This is a genomic window from Streptococcus peroris ATCC 700780 (genome assembly GCF_000187585.1).
GTDB lineage: Bacteria > Bacillota > Bacilli > Lactobacillales > Streptococcaceae > Streptococcus > Streptococcus peroris.
In genome coordinates, this window is record NZ_GL732463.1 from 890,625 (window position 1) to 909,573 (window position 18,949).

Annotated in this window: 26 protein-coding genes, 1 tRNA gene and 2 pseudogenes; 3 read left to right on the plus strand and 26 right to left on the minus strand. The window is 35.6% G+C overall.

Annotated features, from left to right (window positions below; translation table 11 throughout):
* Positions 1–7: 7 nt before the first annotated feature.
* Positions 8–385, minus strand: coding sequence for a YwiB family protein (locus HMPREF9180_RS06280; protein ID WP_006145670.1), 378 nt, complete (start codon positions 383–385; stop codon positions 8–10).
* Positions 386–457: 72 nt separating this feature from the next.
* Here HMPREF9180_RS06280 and HMPREF9180_RS09995 point away from each other — a divergent pair.
* Positions 458–1,763: pseudogene (locus tag HMPREF9180_RS09995) on the plus strand (HD domain-containing protein).
* Positions 1,764–1,775: 12 nt separating this feature from the next.
* The gene (yidA, locus tag HMPREF9180_RS06290; RefSeq protein ID WP_006145673.1) at positions 1,776–2,582 is read left to right on the plus strand and encodes a sugar-phosphatase; all 807 of its coding nucleotides are present in this window, start codon (positions 1,776–1,778) and stop codon (positions 2,580–2,582) included.
* Between the two features lie 73 nt (positions 2,583–2,655).
* Here yidA and HMPREF9180_RS06295 read toward each other — a convergent pair whose 3' ends face one another.
* From HMPREF9180_RS06295 to HMPREF9180_RS06415, 25 genes and pseudogenes are all read right to left on the minus strand, one after another.
* Positions 2,656–2,982 (minus strand): hypothetical protein, encoded by a 327-nt coding sequence (locus tag HMPREF9180_RS06295; protein WP_006145674.1) that lies wholly within the window; start codon positions 2,980–2,982, stop codon positions 2,656–2,658.
* 81 nt (positions 2,983–3,063) lie between these two features.
* Positions 3,064–3,950, minus strand: a pseudogene (locus HMPREF9180_RS10000) (hypothetical protein).
* A gap of 64 nt (positions 3,951–4,014) precedes the next feature.
* A complete protein-coding gene (locus tag HMPREF9180_RS06305; RefSeq protein WP_006145677.1) occupies positions 4,015–4,659 on the minus strand; it encodes a DUF6572 domain-containing protein in 645 nt (214 codons plus the stop codon).
* Between the two features lie 33 nt (positions 4,660–4,692).
* Positions 4,693–5,115, minus strand: a complete 423-nt coding sequence (locus HMPREF9180_RS06310) for a hypothetical protein (protein WP_006145678.1) — start codon at positions 5,113–5,115, stop codon at positions 4,693–4,695.
* Complete coding sequence (locus HMPREF9180_RS06315; RefSeq protein WP_006145679.1) at positions 5,112–5,774, minus strand: hypothetical protein; 663 nt, start codon at positions 5,772–5,774, stop codon at positions 5,112–5,114. Before HMPREF9180_RS06315 ends, HMPREF9180_RS06310 begins: the two co-directional genes overlap by 4 nt.
* Before the next feature lie 215 nt (positions 5,775–5,989).
* Positions 5,990–6,529 carry a DUF3592 domain-containing protein gene (locus HMPREF9180_RS06320; protein WP_006145680.1) on the minus strand — a complete coding sequence of 180 codons (540 nt, stop codon included), beginning with the start codon at positions 6,527–6,529 and terminating at the stop codon, positions 5,990–5,992.
* A 44-nt stretch (positions 6,530–6,573) separates the two neighbouring features.
* Positions 6,574–7,116 carry a hypothetical protein gene (locus HMPREF9180_RS06325; protein ID WP_006145681.1) on the minus strand — a complete coding sequence of 181 codons (543 nt, stop codon included), beginning with the start codon at positions 7,114–7,116 and terminating at the stop codon, positions 6,574–6,576.
* Positions 7,117–7,130: 14 nt separating this feature from the next.
* The gene (locus tag HMPREF9180_RS06330) at positions 7,131–7,652 is read right to left on the minus strand and encodes a hypothetical protein (protein ID WP_006145682.1); all 522 of its coding nucleotides are present in this window, start codon (positions 7,650–7,652) and stop codon (positions 7,131–7,133) included.
* Positions 7,653–7,808: 156 nt separating this feature from the next.
* Positions 7,809–8,789 (minus strand): hypothetical protein, encoded by a 981-nt coding sequence (locus HMPREF9180_RS06335; RefSeq protein ID WP_006145683.1) that lies wholly within the window; start codon positions 8,787–8,789, stop codon positions 7,809–7,811.
* Between the two features lie 60 nt (positions 8,790–8,849).
* A complete protein-coding gene (locus HMPREF9180_RS06340; protein WP_006145684.1) occupies positions 8,850–9,512 on the minus strand; it encodes a DUF443 domain-containing protein in 663 nt (220 codons plus the stop codon).
* A 2-nt stretch (positions 9,513–9,514) separates the two neighbouring features.
* Entirely contained in the window at positions 9,515–10,171 is a 657-nt protein-coding gene (locus HMPREF9180_RS06345; protein ID WP_006145685.1) for a DUF443 domain-containing protein, read from the minus strand.
* Positions 10,172–10,205: 34 nt separating this feature from the next.
* Positions 10,206–10,877 carry a DUF443 domain-containing protein gene (locus HMPREF9180_RS06350; RefSeq protein WP_006145686.1) on the minus strand — a complete coding sequence of 224 codons (672 nt, stop codon included), beginning with the start codon at positions 10,875–10,877 and terminating at the stop codon, positions 10,206–10,208.
* Positions 10,878–11,011: 134 nt separating this feature from the next.
* Positions 11,012–11,671, minus strand: coding sequence for a DUF6572 domain-containing protein (locus tag HMPREF9180_RS06355; RefSeq protein ID WP_006145687.1), 660 nt, complete (start codon positions 11,669–11,671; stop codon positions 11,012–11,014).
* A gap of 311 nt (positions 11,672–11,982) precedes the next feature.
* Complete coding sequence (locus tag HMPREF9180_RS06360) at positions 11,983–12,978, minus strand: ADP-ribosylglycohydrolase family protein (RefSeq protein ID WP_006145688.1); 996 nt, start codon at positions 12,976–12,978, stop codon at positions 11,983–11,985.
* Positions 12,979–13,402: 424 nt separating this feature from the next.
* Entirely contained in the window at positions 13,403–13,876 is a 474-nt protein-coding gene (locus HMPREF9180_RS06365) for an SMI1/KNR4 family protein (RefSeq protein WP_006145689.1), read from the minus strand.
* 11 nt (positions 13,877–13,887) lie between these two features.
* Entirely contained in the window at positions 13,888–14,334 is a 447-nt protein-coding gene (locus HMPREF9180_RS06370) for a hypothetical protein (protein ID WP_025168694.1), read from the minus strand.
* 9 nt (positions 14,335–14,343) lie between these two features.
* Positions 14,344–14,787: a hypothetical protein gene (locus HMPREF9180_RS06375; protein ID WP_006145691.1), complete on the minus strand. Its 444-nt coding sequence runs from the start codon at positions 14,785–14,787 to the stop codon at positions 14,344–14,346.
* Between the two features lie 9 nt (positions 14,788–14,796).
* Entirely contained in the window at positions 14,797–15,243 is a 447-nt protein-coding gene (locus tag HMPREF9180_RS06380; RefSeq protein WP_006145692.1) for a hypothetical protein, read from the minus strand.
* A 19-nt stretch (positions 15,244–15,262) separates the two neighbouring features.
* Positions 15,263–15,496: an Imm74 family immunity protein gene (locus HMPREF9180_RS06385; protein WP_006145693.1), complete on the minus strand. Its 234-nt coding sequence runs from the start codon at positions 15,494–15,496 to the stop codon at positions 15,263–15,265.
* A gap of 231 nt (positions 15,497–15,727) precedes the next feature.
* Positions 15,728–15,799, minus strand: a tRNA-Arg gene (locus HMPREF9180_RS06390).
* A 42-nt stretch (positions 15,800–15,841) separates the two neighbouring features.
* On the minus strand, positions 15,842–16,189 hold the full coding sequence (gene rplS, locus HMPREF9180_RS06395) for a 50S ribosomal protein L19 (RefSeq protein WP_001068670.1): 348 nt from the start codon (positions 16,187–16,189) through the stop codon (positions 15,842–15,844).
* A 118-nt stretch (positions 16,190–16,307) separates the two neighbouring features.
* Positions 16,308–16,637, minus strand: a complete 330-nt coding sequence (crcB, locus tag HMPREF9180_RS06400) for a fluoride efflux transporter CrcB (protein WP_006145694.1) — start codon at positions 16,635–16,637, stop codon at positions 16,308–16,310.
* A complete protein-coding gene (crcB, locus tag HMPREF9180_RS06405; protein ID WP_006145695.1) occupies positions 16,631–17,005 on the minus strand; it encodes a fluoride efflux transporter CrcB in 375 nt (124 codons plus the stop codon). The genes crcB (HMPREF9180_RS06400) and crcB (HMPREF9180_RS06405) overlap by 7 nt, the downstream gene beginning before the upstream one ends.
* The gene (locus tag HMPREF9180_RS06410) at positions 17,002–17,268 is read right to left on the minus strand and encodes a chorismate mutase (RefSeq protein WP_006145696.1); all 267 of its coding nucleotides are present in this window, start codon (positions 17,266–17,268) and stop codon (positions 17,002–17,004) included. The genes crcB (HMPREF9180_RS06405) and HMPREF9180_RS06410 overlap by 4 nt, the downstream gene beginning before the upstream one ends.
* Positions 17,269–17,384: 116 nt before the next feature.
* Positions 17,385–17,828: a flavodoxin gene (locus tag HMPREF9180_RS06415; RefSeq protein ID WP_001162133.1), complete on the minus strand. Its 444-nt coding sequence runs from the start codon at positions 17,826–17,828 to the stop codon at positions 17,385–17,387.
* Between the two features lie 103 nt (positions 17,829–17,931).
* Here HMPREF9180_RS06415 and HMPREF9180_RS06420 point away from each other — a divergent pair, with 103 nt between their 5' ends.
* On the plus strand, positions 17,932–18,870 hold the full coding sequence (locus HMPREF9180_RS06420; RefSeq protein ID WP_006145697.1) for a DHH family phosphoesterase: 939 nt from the start codon (positions 17,932–17,934) through the stop codon (positions 18,868–18,870).
* Positions 18,871–18,949 lie beyond the last annotated feature (79 nt).

Below are 18,949 nucleotides of genomic sequence, written 5' to 3' on the forward strand. Positions count from 1 at the left end.
CTTTTTCTTATCCCCAGGTAATTTCTAAGCGGTAGTTCGCAAATGGAACTCCTTCTTTGTTTTGTAATTGATAAGCTAGTTCAATCTTCTCTCCACCAACTTCATAGTGGCTTGTTTGGATAATAAACTCCTGCAAGCCCATAGGTGTTGGAATATAGGCTAAACTATCAGTTCCCTTTAGAAAACGCATGATGGTCTTTGGAGTTGAGAAACGCGTCATAATCAGCTCTTTATCATCAAACTTGAGGACTACTTTTTCTTTCTCCTCATTATAAAAAAGCAGGTATCCATAGTCGCCCTTTTCACGTAATTCAACATCATAAAGTTGGTCCACTACTTCCAACTGCTCATCGAACTGGATGGTATTTCTCATTCTAATCTTCACAAGTCTTCCTCTTTCTTCTCACTTATCCCTACTATTTTACCAAAAAGGCAAGGAATTTGCTATAATGGTCTTATGAATGAAAAAGTATTTCGTGACCCTGTTCACAACTATATCCATGTTAATAATCAAGTTATTTATGACCTGATCAATACAAAAGAATTTCAACGGCTACGTCGCATCAAACAGCTTGGGACATCTAGCTATACTTTCCACGGTGGAGAGCATAGTCGTTTTTCTCACTGTCTAGGAGTTTATGAAATTGCACGTCAAATCACTGAAATTTTTGATAGAAAATATTCTGACGAATGGAATCCAAATGAATCTTTGTTGACCATGACTGCAGCCCTTCTACACGACCTTGGACACGGTGCCTACTCACACACTTTTGAACATCTCTTTGACACGGACCATGAGGCTATTACAAGAGCAATTATCCAAAGTCCTGAAACAGAAATTCATCAAGTTTTACTCCAAGTAGCTCCTGACTTTCCTGAAAAAGTAGCCAGCGTCATCGACCACAGCTATCCGAACAAGCAAGTCGTTCAGCTAATTTCCAGCCAGATTGATGCTGACCGCATGGACTATCTTCTTCGTGACTCCTACTTCACTGGCGCTTTTTATGGGCAATTTGACCTGACACGTATTCTTCGTGTCATCCGACCTGTTGAAAATGGTATCGCCTTTCAGCGTAATGGGATGCATGCCATCGAGGACTATGTCCTCAGCCGTTACCAGATGTACATGCAGGTTTATTTCCACCCAGCCACACGCGCCATGGAAGTCCTTTTGCAAAATCTTCTCAAACGTGCCAAGGAACTCTATCCTGAAAATAAAGACTTCTTTGCCCTTACTTCACCACATCTACTACCATTTTTTTGAGAAAAATGTAAGCTTGTCTGACTATCTAGCACTAGACGATGGGGTTATGAATACTTATTTCCAACTCTGGATGACAAGTACAGATAAGATTCTAGCTGATCTATCGCAACGTTTTATCAACCGTAAAGTCTTTAAGTCCATCACTTTTTCTGAGAAAGACCAAGACAAACTTGAAATCATGCGGAACTTAGTAGAAAAAATAGGATTTGACCCCAACTACTACACAGCTATCCACAAGAATTTTGACCTTCCATACGATATTTATCGACCTGAGTCTGAAAATCCTAGAACACAGATTGAGATTGTTCAAAAGAATGGTGAACTAGCAGAACTTTCTAGTCTGTCTCCTATCGTTCAATCTCTTGCAGGAAGCCGTCATGGTGACAACCGTTTCTACTTCCCTAAAGAAATGCTAAATCAAAACAGTATTTTCACAAATATCATTCAACAATTTTCACATTTGATTGAGAATGATCATTTTACTCCAGACAAGAAATAACAGAGGAAATTTATGAGTATAAAACTTATCGCCGTCGATATCGATGGTACCCTAGTCAATAGCAAAAAAGAAATTACTCCAGAAGTTTTTGCAGCTATCCAAGATGCCAAAGCAGCTGGAGTCAAGGTTGTGATTGCAACAGGACGCCCCATCGCTGGTGTTGCCAAACTCCTTGACGAATTGCAGTTGAGAGATGAAGGAGACTATGTTGTGACCTTCAACGGTGCCCTTGTCCAAGAAACTGCCACAGGACAAGAGATTATCAGTGAATCCTTGACCTACGAAGATTATCTAGATATGGAATTTCTCAGCCGTAAACTGGGAGTCCATATGCATGCTATTACCAAAGACGGCATTTACACTGCCAATCGCAATATCGGAAAATACACCGTACACGAGTCAACTCTCGTCAGCATGCCAATTTTTTACCGTACACCTGAAGAGATGGCTGATAAAGAAATCGTCAAATGTATGTTTATCGACGAACCTGAGATTCTCGATGCTTCTATTGAAAAGATTCCAGCAGAATTTTACGAGCGATACTCTATCAACAAATCTGCTCCATTTTACCTAGAACTCCTTAAAAAGGATGTAGACAAGGGTTCAGCCATTACGCACCTAGCTGAGAAACTTGGACTAAGCAAAGATGAAACTATGGCGATCGGTGACGAAGAAAATGACCGCGCCATGCTAGCAGTCGTTGGAAACCCCGTTGTTATGGAAAACGGGAACCCAGAACTCAAAAAAATTGCCAAATACATCACCAAAACAAATGATGAATCAGGCGTTGCCCATGCTATCCGTACTTGGGTCTTGTAACATTATTAGAATATAAAAAACACCTCAGAAGTTAGATATTAAAAACTAACTCCTGGGGTGTTTTAATTACAGATTACTCTTCCTCATCAAACATAAGCGCATCCAGTTCTTCTCTTTCAGCTGCAATCTCTTCATAGGTCGTAATAATATTATTTAATATTTCTAATGTGATGACACCAGTCGAATCATTCATTGTAACCATGGTTCCAATGCTACTTAAGTCATGAATAAGGGCTCTTACTTTTTTTAATTCGTCCAAATCTAGAATATCCACTTCCATAACTGTATCATGATTTTTTATTCTTGATTGGATTAGAGAAAGAGACAAGGATGAATAGTTTCTTAACAACTTATAGGTCATTGACTTGTCGCCTATAGTATCAATACAAATGGCTAACATCGTCCGTACTCCTTTACTCACTTTTTTGTATGTTCTACCTTCAATCTCATATCAGTATCTTATAGGTCTTTATAAGCAGCATTAGTCCAGTGACTCCTGTTGTAAATCTTTGATAAACTCCACAACTTGATGATTCTCAATCTTCACATAATATCTACCGCTATTATTAACAAGTTTATCCCCTTCATATCTATCAATCTTTACAGCATAAAGACCACTAGGTAAGGGTTGATTGTTAAAAAACTCTTTCAATTGCGATTCAAGGTCTTTAAGATAAGCATCATATAACTGATCCTTCTTGTCTTCTGGAGTGTAGTATCGAAATTGAAATTCTGGTATAAAAATATCTTTTTGGAAAAGATATTGAGCATCCATAGGATACATCCCTTGTAATGCTTGTCCATTTTTTTATTTTCCTCTAAGATTTCATCATAAAGATACATGTTGCCAGATTTACTATTAAATTGAAAATCAATCCCTTCGTACTTCAAAGCAGTCATTTTAGGATCTGTTATTGAAGTATCCAATTTTTTTAAAAATTCGCTAGTGCCTGGACTAATCTCAATTCCTAAATAAGCTAATTCTGGAAAAGCTTGATAAATTTTTTTGTTTTGTTTATAATCTACTTCCGCATCAGTCTTTCTATACGTTTCTTTTTCCGAAGGACGAGTATAGTATTCAAAACGAGTCTTAGCCTGATAGGTTTTACCATCTATATTTTCACTGTAAGTACCATGGATTAGATATCCTCCTACACTTGTATAGTTTTTCTCATATTTTTCTAACTCAAACTGACCTGTAAGACCGTAGTTCTCATAAGAGCGATGCACTGCTTGCTCAAGTTCATTCCGACTTGCATGGGCAAATAGACCCCACATATCCATCATAGCAATAATAGGACTAAGTACTATGAACATTGCAAATAGTATAACTATGGATAAACAGCCGATTAATAAGCCTTTTTTCATCTCTTTCTCCTAAACATTCTATGCCTATTATATCATAAAAAAGAGAGCGGTTTCGCTCCCTTTATCACTCCGGCAATTCCACTTTCAAGCTCATATCCGTCGGTTGTAACACCTTCTGAACTGCTGCAAGAAAGGCTAGTCCTTTATCCGATGGAGAATACTGGAAGGTAATATGGATGACTTTTTTGTCAAAACTATCGCCATATCGTTCTACATACTGCTTACTTTCGAGGAAATGAATGTAATTGTTGATTTTTTCTTGCAGAATTTCCAAATGGACTGCTTCTATCTCTTCCTGCCAGCCGACTGGATCCACCAGAAGAAGCTCTAAATGATTATCAACTATACCAATTGCATCAAGTTCAGTTGGTTTGAGCTCTGAGGAAATTGCTTTTTGTAAAAGTTCTTCGAATTCTTGATTGGAAAACAATCGTTTAATAGATGATGGATTTACCAAAATCCGAACTGGTGAGGATCTAAAATAATTTTGTCTGGCTACTTCTTTACTTTCTTTAGTCACCCATTCCCCAGTTTGTAAGAATAACTCAACCTCATAAGCATCCTGTTCTGACCTTAAAGCCTTGTCCACTAATTCTTTACTAACTGGATAAGTAACTTCTCTATCTTGAAGACCTCCTGTCATCCAGGACATTGTATAATTGCCATTTTCTTCACTTATAATGAACCCATTTCCCTTTATCTGATTCATTTAAAAATAAACCCTTTCTATTTTCCCCATAAGCTATTTCAATGGTGATACATAATCATCTGGAAGTTTGCCTCTCCAGTCAATCCACATTTGCTCAGCAATTGGAATTAATCTTTCAAGCTCTTCCTGAGTAAATAACTCTCTAGTTTCAGGTAAATCAATTAATGATGTAGGACTCTCTTCTATGAATCGTTTCTCATTAGCTTTCTTTTCTTCTTCCGTCGGTGGCCAACGATCAGTCTGAAGCTTATTTAATACTTCTAACTCCGTTCTTTCCCCACTCTCTAGTAATGCAAATAACTCATTTGGTAATTCATAGACTACTAACCAAGAAGCCACAGTTCCCTCTTCTGAAACTAAATAATATTTATCCTTATCTCTCCAGATATGCTGACCGTAACCTTTTACCTCTTCAAACTGGATAACATCTTCCCATTCTAGGTTTGTTGGTTTCATTTTATTTGTCCTCTAAAAATAAAGTTATTGGTGCTTTTCTTTTTCCAACCGGTAAATACTCGTGCATATTCAAGCCAATAGAAGGGAAGGCAGACTATGCTCGCTACAACAAGGCTAGGGACAACATACGCCGGCGACGTAAATAAATATGCTATAACTATTACAATTGCTGAAATCAATAGGTAAACAACCGAAGGAAGAAATAAAATATTCTTTCTATACTCACCAGCTGGTAATTTCTTAGCTATAGGGACAATAAACAACTGGTAAACAAAGGTTAGTAGTTGAAACATAATGCTTAGGACAATCAACATCATGAAGACAGACCAGTAGTTCTTCCCCAAAAATAAAGAACTCCAGAAAAGAAACTCAACATGAGAAATTAAAATAGAACTAGCTGGAATCAATTGCAATAATCTTGATTTGGAAAACATTTGAAATAGCAAAAACATGAATAACAAAGCCAATAGATGAAAAATGGTTATGTAAAATACAAGCATACTCACATCATGTTTCTCACCTTCTATAAAAATAGAACCTATTAATATTAGTAAAGTAAAAACAACCTCCATTGCACAAGCTCTTATATAATCAAAATGCTTTATAGGACTAGTATCCACAACTGCCATATTCAAAAATTCATAATATCTTTCTTTCATTTCTCTCTCCAAAACAACAAAATCTATGTCTATTATAACACAAAAGAGAGCCCCTTTCGCTCTCTTTATCGCTCTGTAAGTCCTGCCCTCAAAATCATATCCTTAAATTCTCCATTAGATTATCTGCATCGTTTTTTTTGATTGAGATGAACTAATCTGCGATTGAATTGCAGCTTCTTGACTAGCATTTGACATAATTTCTCCCCTTAAATTTACTATTTATAAAATGCATTCAATATAAATACCATTGTCAACAAGATGGGTGTCAAAATTAATGCTGCCATACATATCCATACTTGATGCTTATACACTACTTCCATACCACTGTATCTCTCAACAAAGGACTCTTTGGGACAAGCAGGATTATACCAAACCGTCATCTTTGAGCCCTTTGGAAAAGCATCTTCCAAAACACGTGTAACAGAAACGACCGAATTTCTATAAATTGTTATCTTTTGAGCTAATAACTCCGACCTAGAAGTGGCTTGTACACTCTTCCAAGGAACTGATATGAGAGTGACTCTATAGTAGTCCAAATTTCTTTGATAAGTTCGCCCATCAACTTTATATTCAACAATTGGAGGACCTGCTGGTTTTGAATACTTGTATCCTACTACAATTCCCTCAACGCATGCCGTAGATAAATTTTTTATCCTTAGTTCTCTTTTGTAAAAATAACGGAAAAAGAAAAGTACAGATGAACAGAGTAATAAAATTCCAAATAGCAACAAAAAATAAAGCTTTAAATCTGACATATAGTTCCCCTACTTCATTTGAATATCTGATATACTTAGGTTCATTATTTATCTAACAAATAAGCAACTACTAAAATAACGTACATCATAATTAATATTACAGCACTCCCAATGCCCAACCATTTATAAAGCTTGTTAATCCCACAATATCGTTCTACATAGGCTCTGGTAGGTTTTTCTGAATCATACCATACTGTCATTTTCGAATAGATAGGAAAATGCGTACGCATTAAGTTGTTAAAAGATATAAATGAATTACGATAAAGGGTTAGCGAATTTGCTAACATGCCTTCTCTTGTAAATTTATCTGATGCACTTAATGGTCCCCAAGGAAGTGAAACTGTTTTGATTATAAAATACTGTAAAGATTTCCTATAACTGGTTCCGTCGACCACATACTCGACAATCGGAGGATTTCCAAGTTTAAAACTACTATAGCCCACAACCGTTCCCTTAACAGACGATTTGGCAAGACGTACCATTTTTTTATCTCTAAAATAAAGATATAAATATGTGCCAGACAATAAAAATATGGATAAAAGAATAACAACTGTAGCAAATAAAAATATTATGGTTTCTGTTGTCACATTCTCCTCCTAACTTAGTCGATACTCTTCACATCTGACATTGAAAGTTTCATCTTGGAAGGTTCTGACATCGAGTCAACAATCTCCAATTGCTCTGAGTTAAGTGGTAACAAAATTAACGTGGTTGTATAAGAGGGTAATTCTCCGCTATCCTTGATAGCATAACTTATTTTTTGATTATCAAAAATATTTTTTCCATCATAAGACCAACTCAGTGAAAACTCTAAATCTTTTTTGATATCTTCATCGGTCTTGTTAACCAACATTAGCGCTGCTCTACCATCTGAGACTGCACCTGTAAAATAGATAGCCATATTTCCTTTGCTACCAATTTCAGGATGTTCTTCAATTAATTTCTTTCCAAACTCTATTAATTCCGATGTTTTACCTTCATATTGTGGTGCTACAACAAATTTCAATTTTTTATCCTCAGTTACAACTGTATCACTTTTACTAGTCTCATTTTTTCCAGTTTTATTCCCGTTTGAACACCCTCCGAGTATTAGCAATAAAATTATTAAAAGTACTTTCTTCATTTCTCTCCTCCAAAAACAACAAAATCTATGCCTATTATACCACAAAAAGAGAGCGGTTTCGCTCTTTATCTATTTCCATGTACTTTAATCTCACATGATTAGCATCTTATAAGGTAGAAGATAAAGAAAAAGCAAGCCTAACAGCTTGCTTGATAGTTATGGAATTAAGAATTGATTTTCATAATCTTTTGGGAGATTATAAGATATTTCTCCATTGCCATTACCAAATCGACTTTGATTAAAAATAGGAAATAGTTTGGAGTCATACTCAGTTTTTTCAGTTTTTATAGAAAAACGTTCTCTATCAAAACTAATAGTTGCAGCTACTGACGGATCCTCAAAAACCGTTTGTTTCCCTTGGGAATGCAAACTACAGTTTATAATAGCTACTTCTTCAGGATATTTCTCAAATCGAACATCAAAACGAATGTCTCTATCTATCGAAGGAGTGTATATTTGATGTTTACTTACACTTACACTGATACTTTGAATCTTTCCTAATTTCTGTTCCAATTCTGGGTCGTTTCTATACAGGTTGGTTTGGATAGCTAGTTTGAAATTTTCCTCATGTTCTTGTAGCCATCTGTTAAGTAAACCAATCATAATCTCTTTTTGAACTTTCCAGGATACATCCTTGCCTTTGCGAACAGCAACATTCAAAAGATTATTCATCGTTTCATTCAATTTATCTTGCTCACGCTTCCAATCCCACGAGGGATCACTTGATACCTCTACTACTGATAAGTACCATCTCCTCATAGTTTCAGGAGATTTATAAGGATTGGGTTTTATAAATGTAAAAGGACCTATACCAGCATCAGGAAAGAATAATTCTACTTTCATTGACTGCTTGCTATTATTATTAGCATAGGCTGTAAAGGAAATATGATAATTTCCACCTACATCTCCACCATTATCAAAGCCTCCTCTGGCAGAACCTGGTAAAAGTGTCACTGACTTTATATATTGCCCTTGACTGTCTATGTCTGCAATAATTTCTCTCTTGATAGAATCCTCATGATCATGAATAAACTTACCAGTGTTCCCAATCGGTACCCTAATAAACAAATAAGACAAAGCAAGAATCATAAAGGGAACGGAAATCGCAAGGAATATCCACTTGTTCGATTTTAACATAATATCTCCTAATGCTCATTAAAAATCAGTTATAAAATAGTATTCATGTTTCTTTTTAACTTACAACTTTTCTATTTTTTCAAAAATGAGTTCTTGTTTTTCGTAACTTTCTCGGAGTGGTAACATACCTAAGATCACCGTAAAGAAACCCAAAAATAAAATACTGTTAATGATAAGGATAGAGCCCTCTGTTCCATTATCAGTAAATATATAAAATCCTAAACATCCTATAACAGCGACAAAAAGAATAGGCAAAAGTTTATACAGTTTTAACTGACGTTGTGAGCTTGCTAGTTTGAAAACTATTTGATACTTCGTTTCTTTACTTGAAAGCTTTTGTTGAAGATTACGACGAACCACAAAAGCAATGAACCTGAAAGTAAGATAAGCTAAGACAATAGAGAGGAAAAACAATCCTAATTTAAAAGAAATATTATGGCTAATGTCATAACTCTTAAAGGCATTCGTAACAATCCCATAACAAGCTCCACCTATTGCTACACCTACTCCAATACCAAGAGATTTGCTCATAGTTGGAGCTAAGCTCTCAAAACTCGTATCTCTTTTATCTAACTTTAAGCATTTAGCTGTGATTTCACTAGGAAGAGAACCCCAGAAATAAGTCTTAGGACTAATGCTGGTCATATCCAAAAGATATTTTTCACCTTTAAATTCTACAATTTTATGAAACGTTTTATTTGTTTCTTTAAATTTTAATTCCATATTTACAACTCTTCAATCTCAGTCAACGTCATTGTTTTATAGTAATCTGGAATTTGTGGCATTCTTGATAGTACAAAGGCCCACCACGAAATTATACCATTTATGACCAATACAGCACTTTCATATCCACTATTAAGTCCCATAAAAAATGCCAAACATATAATGTTAATTCCAAGTGTGAAAAACAACCAATCAATTATTCGTTTCCCTTTTGGTTCAAAAACAAGTCGACAACGTTTACTATTTGGCGGGATTCTTGATTCGAACTTTCGTACTGCAACTTTTTCATACCAGACAGCCATGAGATAAGACAAAAATACAGAGAAAGCAAACAACACTAATTTCAGTAAAATTTGCTCACTAATTCCCCAACTAATAAATGCATCTTTCATCAATCTATGAGAAAAAACCACAAGTGGTTGAACCATGATGACCAAAGCAGTAGATGCGTTCAAGGGTGTCTTAGGTTTTATTTCAAAACTATCGTTTGATGGAGATAGCTCAACCATTTCAGCAGAAACCTCTTTAGGAAGTAAGCCGAAAAAATAGGACTTCCCTTTTATAGTAGTAGAATCTAAGATATATTTTTTATTTTTAAACTCAACGATTCTAAAAACTGCTATATTCGAATATTTAAATTTTAATTCCACATTTACCACCCAAATGCTCTCTGAATTTTTATCAGAGGCTCTATTATACCTTTTTCAATTCTTTATATTGTAGGTATTTCTGTTGATAAGCATATGTCAACGGAATAACGCCAGATTCTATCCAAATGAATAGATATGCCAACATACCATTTAACACTAGGACAGCAGCTTCTGTTCCATCATCTAGTCCCATATAAATAGCTAAAGCAATTACATGTAAAATAATAAAGAGATAGGCATGGAATTGTCTTTTTTTCTTATTATTCTGAAAGACTATTTTATATCTCTTCTTTTCTTGGGGTAAACGACTTGAAATTTCCTTTCGCGACTTCATTAAAATACTTTGGTAAACAATATAAGCTATCAAAATAGATATGAGAAATAAAAATACCTTTAAATACGGAGAATGACTAATATTGTAATATCTAAAAATCGACGTTACTAGTTTGTACAGAACAAGGCCAAAACCAATACCTACCATACGCATTCCTGAAGAACCTGTCTTAATTTTTTTATCAAAATTTTTATTATTGCTATCAAGTTCTATCAAATCAACTTCAAGATTTCCGGGGGAAAATCCCCAGTAATAACTCTTTGGTGTCGTGGAGTTGGAATCTAAAACATACTTTTTTCCTCCCATCTCTAACACATCAAAATAAGCAACATCTAATCCTCTAAAATTTATTTCCACATTTACCACCCAAACTACATCCATTCAGTGCAAAAAGTGTCAAAAACATTAGCATTACACTGACAACCCAAAATAAGTATTTATTTTCCTTCATCTCTTTCTCCCAAACATTCTATGCCTATTATAACATAAAAAAGAGAGAGTTTCCGCTCCCTTTATTACTCTGGTAATTCTATCTTCAAACTCATATCTGTGGGTTGTAACACCTTCTGAACCGCAGCGAGAAAGGCCAATCCGTTGTCTGATGGAGAATACTGGAAGGTAATATGGATGACTTTTTTGTCAAAGTTATCGCCATATCGCTCCACATACTGCTTACTTTCGAGGAAGTGAATGTAATTATTAATTTTTTCTTGCAGAATTTCCAGATGGACTGCTTCTATCTCTTCCTCCCAGCAAACTGGATCCACCAGAAGAAGCTCTAAATGATTATCAACTATACCAATAGCGTCAAGTTCGCTAGGTTTCAATTTTGAGACGATGACTTGAGTGACAATTTGAGTAAATTCTTCAGGAGAAAATATTTTTTTGTTATCAGGTAAATCATTAAAAATTAAATCAGGATTATTTCGTAAAAAAATTTTATTCGACTCTTCTTGTGTATATTGTTTTTTAGATTTCCAAAAACCATAATCTGCATAATTCATCAATTCTTTACCAGTATGCTCTCCTGAAATATAGCTATCCACAGCTTCTTTAGGAATTTCTTGAACCACTTCTGGGCAAGTAATATTAAAAGTTGGATAACGCAAGAAATACTTATCACCATCTTGACAAATTTCCAACATATCTTTTTGACTTACATAAATTGATTCCATTCTTATCTCCTTTGTCTTTTACCAAACATCTACTAATGATACCTTATCTTTATAATCTATTTTTTGTATCATGAACCTTTTTGTGAATTTCCCCTACAGACTTCTTGGCCGTTTGAAGAGGTTCCAACTGCACATCAATAGTCGTAATCCGTGATTGCGCAGATGAGATGCTGGAGTAGTGTTGATTCACTTGGCTTTGAAGAGAATTCTATTTAAAGCAAGAGTTTACCAATGGTTTATCGGTAAACTCTTGTTTCATTTATTCTATCATAAAAGGGAGAGTTCTTCTGATTATTGCCCAATAATAAGAACTATTTACATTGTTTATATAAGTGTTCCAGTAATTGCAGACATTTTTCGTCAATCAATTCTCTATTAGCCAGCTGTTGAATCCATTTTTCTGGGATGCCATCCAGTTGATAGTGGGCACCAGCTAAAGTACCTGTAATGGCACCGATGGTATCGGTATCCCCTCCAAGATTAACGGCTTTTAGAACAGCTTCTTCAAAACTATCTGTTGTACCTAAACACCAGAGACAAGCCTTCAAGGTATCAACAACATAGCCTGTGGAAGCAATATCTTCCCTAGATTTTTGATAAAATTCTCTATCAAATATTTCTCTAAAATGTTCCTGATACTCTTCCCAGTATTCTGGTTTTTTCTTGAAATAATCTTCAAGATAAGGTTTTGATTGACAAAGTAATTTTTCTAAACGAATGTTAAGAAGAAAACCGATTAAAAGCTGGACATAAAGAATAGATGCCACGATAGACCTTGGATGAGCATGAGTCAGCTTAGTATATTGCTCAATTATTTTTGATCTATAACTGAAATCAAAATTTTCATATAAGAGCAGAGCTAAGGGAGATATCCTCATCAGAGCTCCATTGCCATTATCTCTCTCACTAGTTCCTCCACACTTCTCTGGAGAGATTCCTGCCAAATACCGTTCAATCGCCTGATTAGTCGCAACACCAATATCAAAGCAATATCCAAAAGGTGTGAGGTAGCCCTGACGATAAGCTACAAATTTATCCATCAACCCATTCAAATCAGAATCCTCACACAGGTGTTCAATAAGTGCTAAGGATAAAGAAGTATCATCTGACCAGGTACCAGCTGGTTGATTATAGGTTCCATAACCCACCATATCTGAAACATGATAGGTATCTCTATCTCTGAACTCTACAGGGACTCCCAGTGCATCACCTATAGCTAGACCAAAGATAACCGAATTTATTTTTTGTTTAAGATTATATTTTCTATACTGATTTGAATCATCTTCCCATTTATCTCTTAATCTCATAGCCTTCTCCTATTCTATTAAATCCATTTTTAGAATAATTTTATGATCAACTTTATCTATACCCTTTATTAAGAATTTCAATTTCTTGTCTACAATAACTCATTTTCATTAGGGAACATACTGAAAGCAGTAACCATCCCTCCTTTAGAACCTTTTGGTTCGTTGATTTCTCATCTTACGTCATCATCAAAAGGCGTAACAACTGAAGTACTAATAAAAGCTCGATCTTCAAAAATTTTTCTAACTAACGAATATTTTTCGGATTTCAAATGTAGAAGATTTTATAATTTCACCATTTTCTATTAGCTGATGTTTTTTTATATTCTAGCATTGTATCAACCTTTCATCTGAGAATACCTACGTTAATCAGTCTTTTAATGATTTCTTCTTATTCTTGTTAAATCAATATCTTTTCATCACACTGCTAATCCTGTAGCATATCTAAAAACTCTGTAAAGTTATTAGCTACAAACTCTATAGCAGGTTCTAGCTCGTAGGATTCTTCGTGATACCAGATACAAATGCTTGGATTTTCGGAATCCTCTATATAATTTAAACAAAGAAAGTCGCCACCGAACAATGCTGCTATGGGGACCAACTCAAACCCCAAAATATCTTCATGGACAAACAAACGTTCATCCAGTTGGGACATTACAACATCAATGTCATACACACCTAGTGGATTGTCTTTTGTGTTTTCTAATACACACAAGAATCCTTCAATCAAAAATGACCTATTTTTTAAAGAAAATAAATTTTTAGGAGGACGAAAACCATTTTTTCTCATTATAAAATTCTTATAATCGTCAGGTAATCGAACTTTCCACGCTACTTCTCTTTCCTGTAATAGCGCATCAGTTGGCAAAGGATAGATGATTGATTGATCTTGTTGGGGCATAGCTTCTTCTCCTATAGTTGCTTGTTTTTTACTTCCTCAAACCATTTTTCAAACTCTAGACGTGGAATCAATTCCTCATCCTTGTCATAACGCCCTTCATAACTATAGCGACTATCAAGACTGTTTTTCTTGGCATCATAAATCAACCACATTTCAGTTGGATGTTCACGGTCATATTCTTGGCAAACATCAAGCATTTTCTGTATATCTTCAAGACCAAACCGTTGTACTGCTACCATCATATTTTTTGAAGTATCTACTTTTTTATTTAAAATTTCATTCACCGCATACATTTTTGTCACAGTTCCATTAATTTTATAAAAAACATCAAAAGAAAGTAATGCTTCTTCAGATATGCAATAAATATATACTTTTTCTGCCTGATTTTGGACATATTCTAGTGCTAACGAAATCATGCTAGCTTGAACTTCCATAAATTTATCTTCAAATTGTATCATCATCTTCTCCTACAGTTGCTTGTCTTTTACTTCTTCAAACCATTTTTCAAACTCTAGTCGTGGAAGCAATTCTTCATCCTTGTCGTAACGCCCTTCATAGCTATAGCGACTGTCAAGGCTGTTTTTCTGAGCATCATAAATCAACCACATTTCAGTTGGGTGCTCGCGATTATATTCTTGGCAAACATCAAGCATTAATTTTACATCCTTGACACCTTCTTTCAACAAGAGAGATTGTAAACTGGTATCAATGTGTGATTTTGTAGGTAAAAAATCATTTACTAAGTGTTTGTGTACAATATTTCCTTTAATCTTATAAAATACATTAAAACTATACAAACTGTCCGCTATGGCATAGATATATACTTTTTCTGCGTGATTATGGACATATTCCAGCGCTAACGAAATCATACTAGCCTGAACTTCCATAAATTTATCTTCAAATTGTGTCATTTGTAACTCCTACAATTCCTGTGCTTTTACTTCCTCAAACCATTTTTCAAACTCTAGACGTGGAAGCAATTCTTCATCCTTGTCGTAACGCCCTTCATAGCTATAACGACTGTCAAGGCTGTTTTTCTTGGCATCATAAATCAACCACATTTCAGTTGGATGTTCGTGATTGTATTCTTGGCAGACATCAATCAATTTCTGTATGTCTTCAGCTCCGTATTCCAATAAAGCGAATGCCATATTATCGGAATCATCTATTTTATTTGTCGCAACTTCATTAACTTTGTCCATTTCGATTACAATACCATTAATCTTATAAAAAACTTTATATGACTGCAATGCTTCTTCAGAGATGCAATAAATGTATACTTTTTCTGCTTGATTTTGGACATATTCTAGTGCTAACGAAATCATGCTAACCTGAACTTCCATGAATTTATCTTCAAATTGTGTCATGTTACTCTCCTACTCTAACTCAGATAAATTCGATCTGTATTGTTTGCTCAGTCATCATGGAATCCACTTCCTCGACAAGTTTATCTATCTCGTTCTGTGTGATACGAATGTGGTTGTATGGTGGCTCCCAATTCTGTATACTTGACCTATATACAGTAAAACTTCCATCGGTCAACAATTCTCCCTTTGCTTTTAAAACATAACCATTTTCATAGTCAAATGTGATGATAGACCTTGTACCAGAAATTTTCATTTTTCTTCCTTTTCTTATATCCCTTTTAGATTAAACTTGTAGAGCACTCATAATCTTTTTTATTTAGTGTTCAAAGATGTTAGAACTACCTTAAAAATCAATGTTAACGTTTTCCATTATTATACCATACAAGCGCTTGATATGAGGGGTTTGCTAACGAAAACTAACAAAAAAAACACTGAGTTTTCAGTGTTCCTTTTGTTTCTTTACGTTTCTTTACGCTTCTTAAAATGCTCCCTGCAGGAATCGAACCTGCAACTACTCCTTAGGAGGGAGTTGTTATATCCATTGAACTAAGGGAGCTAGAGAAAAACCCTGCCGAATGAGCAGAGTTTTATTGTCGAATTAACGACGGATTTCTTTGATACGAGCAGCCTTACCTTGAAGAGCACGCAAGTAGTACAATTTCGCACGACGTACTTTACCGTAACGAACAACCTCAATCTTTTCAACACGTGGAGTGTGGATTGGGAAGATACGTTCAACACCGACACCGTTAGAGATTTTACGAACTGTGTAGTTTTCTGAGATGCCAGCACCTTTACGTGCAATAACAACACCTTCAAAGATCTGAACACGTTCACGGTTTCCTTCGACAACTTTCGCGTGTACACGAACAGTGTCACCAGGACGGAATGAAGGGATATCTGTACGAAGTTGACCTTCAGTCAAGCTTTGGATTAATGGATTCATTTTATTCTCCTATCTTTGTCAATCTTGAGGAACCTTCCTCAGCGGATAAACTGTATTTTTGTGCGTCCATTACACACAAAGTCTAGTTTATCAGATTTCTTTGAAAAAGTAAAGAAGTTTATAGCAGATTTGCTATAAAAAATGCAAGAAAACCAAGCAAGTAGGTTACTAGTAAATAACTAAAAAACGCCTTCTTGTCACTTAGGAGCCTTTGGAGCTCATCATTCAAAGTTGAAAAAGTCGTCAAACCGCCACAAAAACCAGTTGCAAGGACAGTATAGACTTCTTTTGACTCCACATGACTGTAAAATAATCCAATCAAAAAACAGCCTAGAATATTAGCTATGAGAGTTCCTAGAGGTAGTACTGAACCTTGATTATAACGTGAAAAGAAATAACGCACAAGGGCACCCAGTCCACAAGCAAGCATTAGATATAATACTACCATTTCTTCCTCCCTAAAATATAGGCCAATACGAGCCCACCACCGACACTCAACACTAGATAGATAACCAAACTGACATATCGCTCTGTGCTCATCAATCGATCAACGTCTACTATTAGACTAGAAAATGTCGTTAAACCGCCACAGAAGCCTGTTCCAAGAGCTAGAACAAGGCCTTTACTGGTTCCCTTATAAACTAGATACCCCTTTACGAGATAGACAAGACAGAAAATCCCTAGATAGTTGACAACTAATGTTCCCCAAGGGAAGTCTGGACTAGCTGGTAGCCATTTGGAAATCAGATAACGGACGAGTCCTCCTAACATACCAGCTAGAAAGATTCCTAGTGTATAGAATTGTTCTTTTTTCATTTGATGTTTTTATCCTGATAATCACGCGAACGTTTGAGAATATCTGAAAAAGTCTCAACGATTGTTTCTTCGTATTTTTTATTGCTGATACGACTTCTGACTTTTTTAAAGATAAGTTCTTCTCTTTTGGTATCCAAGATTGGTTTTCCTGTAGCCTTTTTATAAGCAACTACGTCTTCAACTAGATGCATTCTTTCTTCCAACAGTTGGACGATTTGGCTATCTATTTCGTCAATTTCTTGTCTAATCTTATCTAAATCCATCTTGTCTCCTTCTTCATTTCTGTAATGAAAACTATAAATCCTCAAACAGTCCGAAAAACAAAACTCCTCGAAAATAAAAACTGTGCCAACCTTTTCCAGTCAGCACAGTCAGAGGTCTATCCTACTTTAGCAGCTAACTCTTCTGCGAATTGCTCCAAGCGTTCGATATCTTCTTCTTCAGCAGAAAGATCTACTTTGACACATTCTGAACCCTTTTCAGCTCCTGTTGCGACAAACACACGATCAAAGTCGTCAACAGCTTTACAAAATTCATCGTAGAAGGTATCACCTGAGCCAACTACTCCATAGATTTTACCATTCAAGTTGAGATCTGCTAGGTCTTCGTAGAAGTCCATCATCTCATCTGGCAATTCTCCATCACCATAAGTATAGGTCGCAACAATAGCGATATCTGCTTCTAAAAAGTCAGAAGCGTCCACAGTTGTACACTCATCAACATCGACATCTAAACCTAATTCTCTTAATTTATCTGCTACAATATCTGCGATTTCTTCGGTATTACCGGTCATGCTGGCAAATACAATTTTTGCTAATGCCATATCGTCCTCCTCAATTAATCTTTCTCCATTATATCACATCTTTTTCATTTTAAAAATAAAAATTCTTATGCTACAATGAAATGAGAAAGAAACGAGGTTACTTATGGAAATTTGTCACCAAATTTTAGAAAAAATCAAAGCATACGATACGATTATTATTCACCGTCATATGAAACCAGACCCTGATGCTCTAGGAAGTCAAATGGGACTTAAGTATTTACTTGAAAAACATTTTCCAGATAAACACATAAAGGCGGTAGGTTTTAATGAACCTACACTTACCTGGCTAGCTAAGATGGATACTGTTGAAGATAGTGATTACCAAGGGGCCCTCGTGATTGTCTGTGATACTGCAAATACTGCACGAATTGATGACAAACGCTATGACAAAGGTGATTACCTTATCAAAATCGATCATCATCCAAACGACGACCAGTACGGAGATCTCGCATGGGTTGATACAAACTCTAGTAGTGCGAGTGAGATGATTGCTCTTTTTGCTGAAGCTACAAATCTTGATTTATCAGACTTTGCTGCTAGATTACTATGCGCTGGAATTATTGGCGATACAGGACGTTTTCTATATCCTTCTACCTCAGTCCGTACCTTGCGTATCGCTAGTCGCTTGAGAGAGCACAATTTTGATTTTTCCGAATTAACACGGAAAATGGATACTATCAGCTTTAAAATCGCTAAATTGCAAGGCTACGTTTACGATCACTTGGAAGTGGATGAAAATGGCGCTGCTCGTGTCACTCTTACTCAAGAAGTATTACAAGCTTATAATGTAACTGATGCTGAAACAGCTGCCATTGTAGGTGCTCCTGGTCGCATTGATAGTGTGAGCCTTTGGGGAATCTTTGTGGAACAAGCAGATGGCCACTATCGCGTACGTCTCCGCAGTAAATTTGTCCCAATCAATGGTGTCGCAAAAGAACATGATGGTGGTGGTCATCCACTAGCAAGTGGCGCCAACTCCTACAGTTTAGAAGAAAACGAACAAATCTATCAAGAATTAAAAAACTTGGTAAAAAACTCATAAAATACTTGCCAAATCTTTTAATATCTGATAGACTAGTAAGGTAACAATCTATGGCTCGCAAAGAGACCATGGCAGAAAG

Excerpts from the sequence above, each read along its gene's own strand:
- yidA (WP_006145673.1), top strand. The coding sequence starts at position 1,776 with ATGAGTATAAAACTTATCGCCGTCGATATCGATGGTACCCTAGTCAAT.
- HMPREF9180_RS06295 (WP_006145674.1), bottom strand. The coding sequence starts at position 2,982 with ATGTTAGCCATTTGTATTGATACTATAGGCGACAAGTCAATGACCTAT.
- HMPREF9180_RS06305 (WP_006145677.1), bottom strand. The coding sequence starts at position 4,659 with ATGAATCAGATAAAGGGAAATGGGTTCATTATAAGTGAAGAAAATGGC.
- HMPREF9180_RS06310 (WP_006145678.1), bottom strand. The coding sequence starts at position 5,115 with ATGAAACCAACAAACCTAGAATGGGAAGATGTTATCCAGTTTGAAGAG.
- HMPREF9180_RS06315 (WP_006145679.1), bottom strand. The coding sequence starts at position 5,774 with ATGAAAGAAAGATATTATGAATTTTTGAATATGGCAGTTGTGGATACT.
- HMPREF9180_RS06320 (WP_006145680.1), bottom strand. The coding sequence starts at position 6,529 with ATGTCAGATTTAAAGCTTTATTTTTTGTTGCTATTTGGAATTTTATTA.
- HMPREF9180_RS06330 (WP_006145682.1), bottom strand. The coding sequence starts at position 7,652 with ATGAAGAAAGTACTTTTAATAATTTTATTGCTAATACTCGGAGGGTGT.
- HMPREF9180_RS06335 (WP_006145683.1), bottom strand. The coding sequence starts at position 8,789 with ATGTTAAAATCGAACAAGTGGATATTCCTTGCGATTTCCGTTCCCTTT.
- HMPREF9180_RS06340 (WP_006145684.1), bottom strand. The coding sequence starts at position 9,512 with ATGGAATTAAAATTTAAAGAAACAAATAAAACGTTTCATAAAATTGTA.
- HMPREF9180_RS06350 (WP_006145686.1), bottom strand. The coding sequence starts at position 10,877 with ATGGATGTAGTTTGGGTGGTAAATGTGGAAATAAATTTTAGAGGATTA.
- HMPREF9180_RS06355 (WP_006145687.1), bottom strand. The coding sequence starts at position 11,671 with ATGGAATCAATTTATGTAAGTCAAAAAGATATGTTGGAAATTTGTCAA.
- HMPREF9180_RS06360 (WP_006145688.1), bottom strand. The coding sequence starts at position 12,978 with ATGAGATTAAGAGATAAATGGGAAGATGATTCAAATCAGTATAGAAAA.
- HMPREF9180_RS06365 (WP_006145689.1), bottom strand. The coding sequence starts at position 13,876 with ATGCCCCAACAAGATCAATCAATCATCTATCCTTTGCCAACTGATGCG.
- HMPREF9180_RS06370 (WP_025168694.1), bottom strand. The coding sequence starts at position 14,334 with ATGATACAATTTGAAGATAAATTTATGGAAGTTCAAGCTAGCATGATT.
- HMPREF9180_RS06375 (WP_006145691.1), bottom strand. The coding sequence starts at position 14,787 with ATGACACAATTTGAAGATAAATTTATGGAAGTTCAGGCTAGTATGATT.
- HMPREF9180_RS06380 (WP_006145692.1), bottom strand. The coding sequence starts at position 15,243 with ATGACACAATTTGAAGATAAATTCATGGAAGTTCAGGTTAGCATGATT.
- HMPREF9180_RS06385 (WP_006145693.1), bottom strand. The coding sequence starts at position 15,496 with ATGAAAATTTCTGGTACAAGGTCTATCATCACATTTGACTATGAAAAT.
- rplS (WP_001068670.1), bottom strand. The coding sequence starts at position 16,189 with ATGAATCCATTAATCCAAAGCTTGACTGAAGGTCAACTTCGTACAGAT.
- crcB (WP_006145694.1), bottom strand. The coding sequence starts at position 16,637 with ATGGTAGTATTATATCTAATGCTTGCTTGTGGACTGGGTGCCCTTGTG.
- crcB (WP_006145695.1), bottom strand. The coding sequence starts at position 17,005 with ATGAAAAAAGAACAATTCTATACACTAGGAATCTTTCTAGCTGGTATG.
- HMPREF9180_RS06410 (WP_006145696.1), bottom strand. The coding sequence starts at position 17,268 with ATGGATTTAGATAAGATTAGACAAGAAATTGACGAAATAGATAGCCAA.
- HMPREF9180_RS06415 (WP_001162133.1), bottom strand. The coding sequence starts at position 17,828 with ATGGCATTAGCAAAAATTGTATTTGCCAGCATGACCGGTAATACCGAA.
- HMPREF9180_RS06420 (WP_006145697.1), top strand. The coding sequence starts at position 17,932 with ATGGAAATTTGTCACCAAATTTTAGAAAAAATCAAAGCATACGATACG.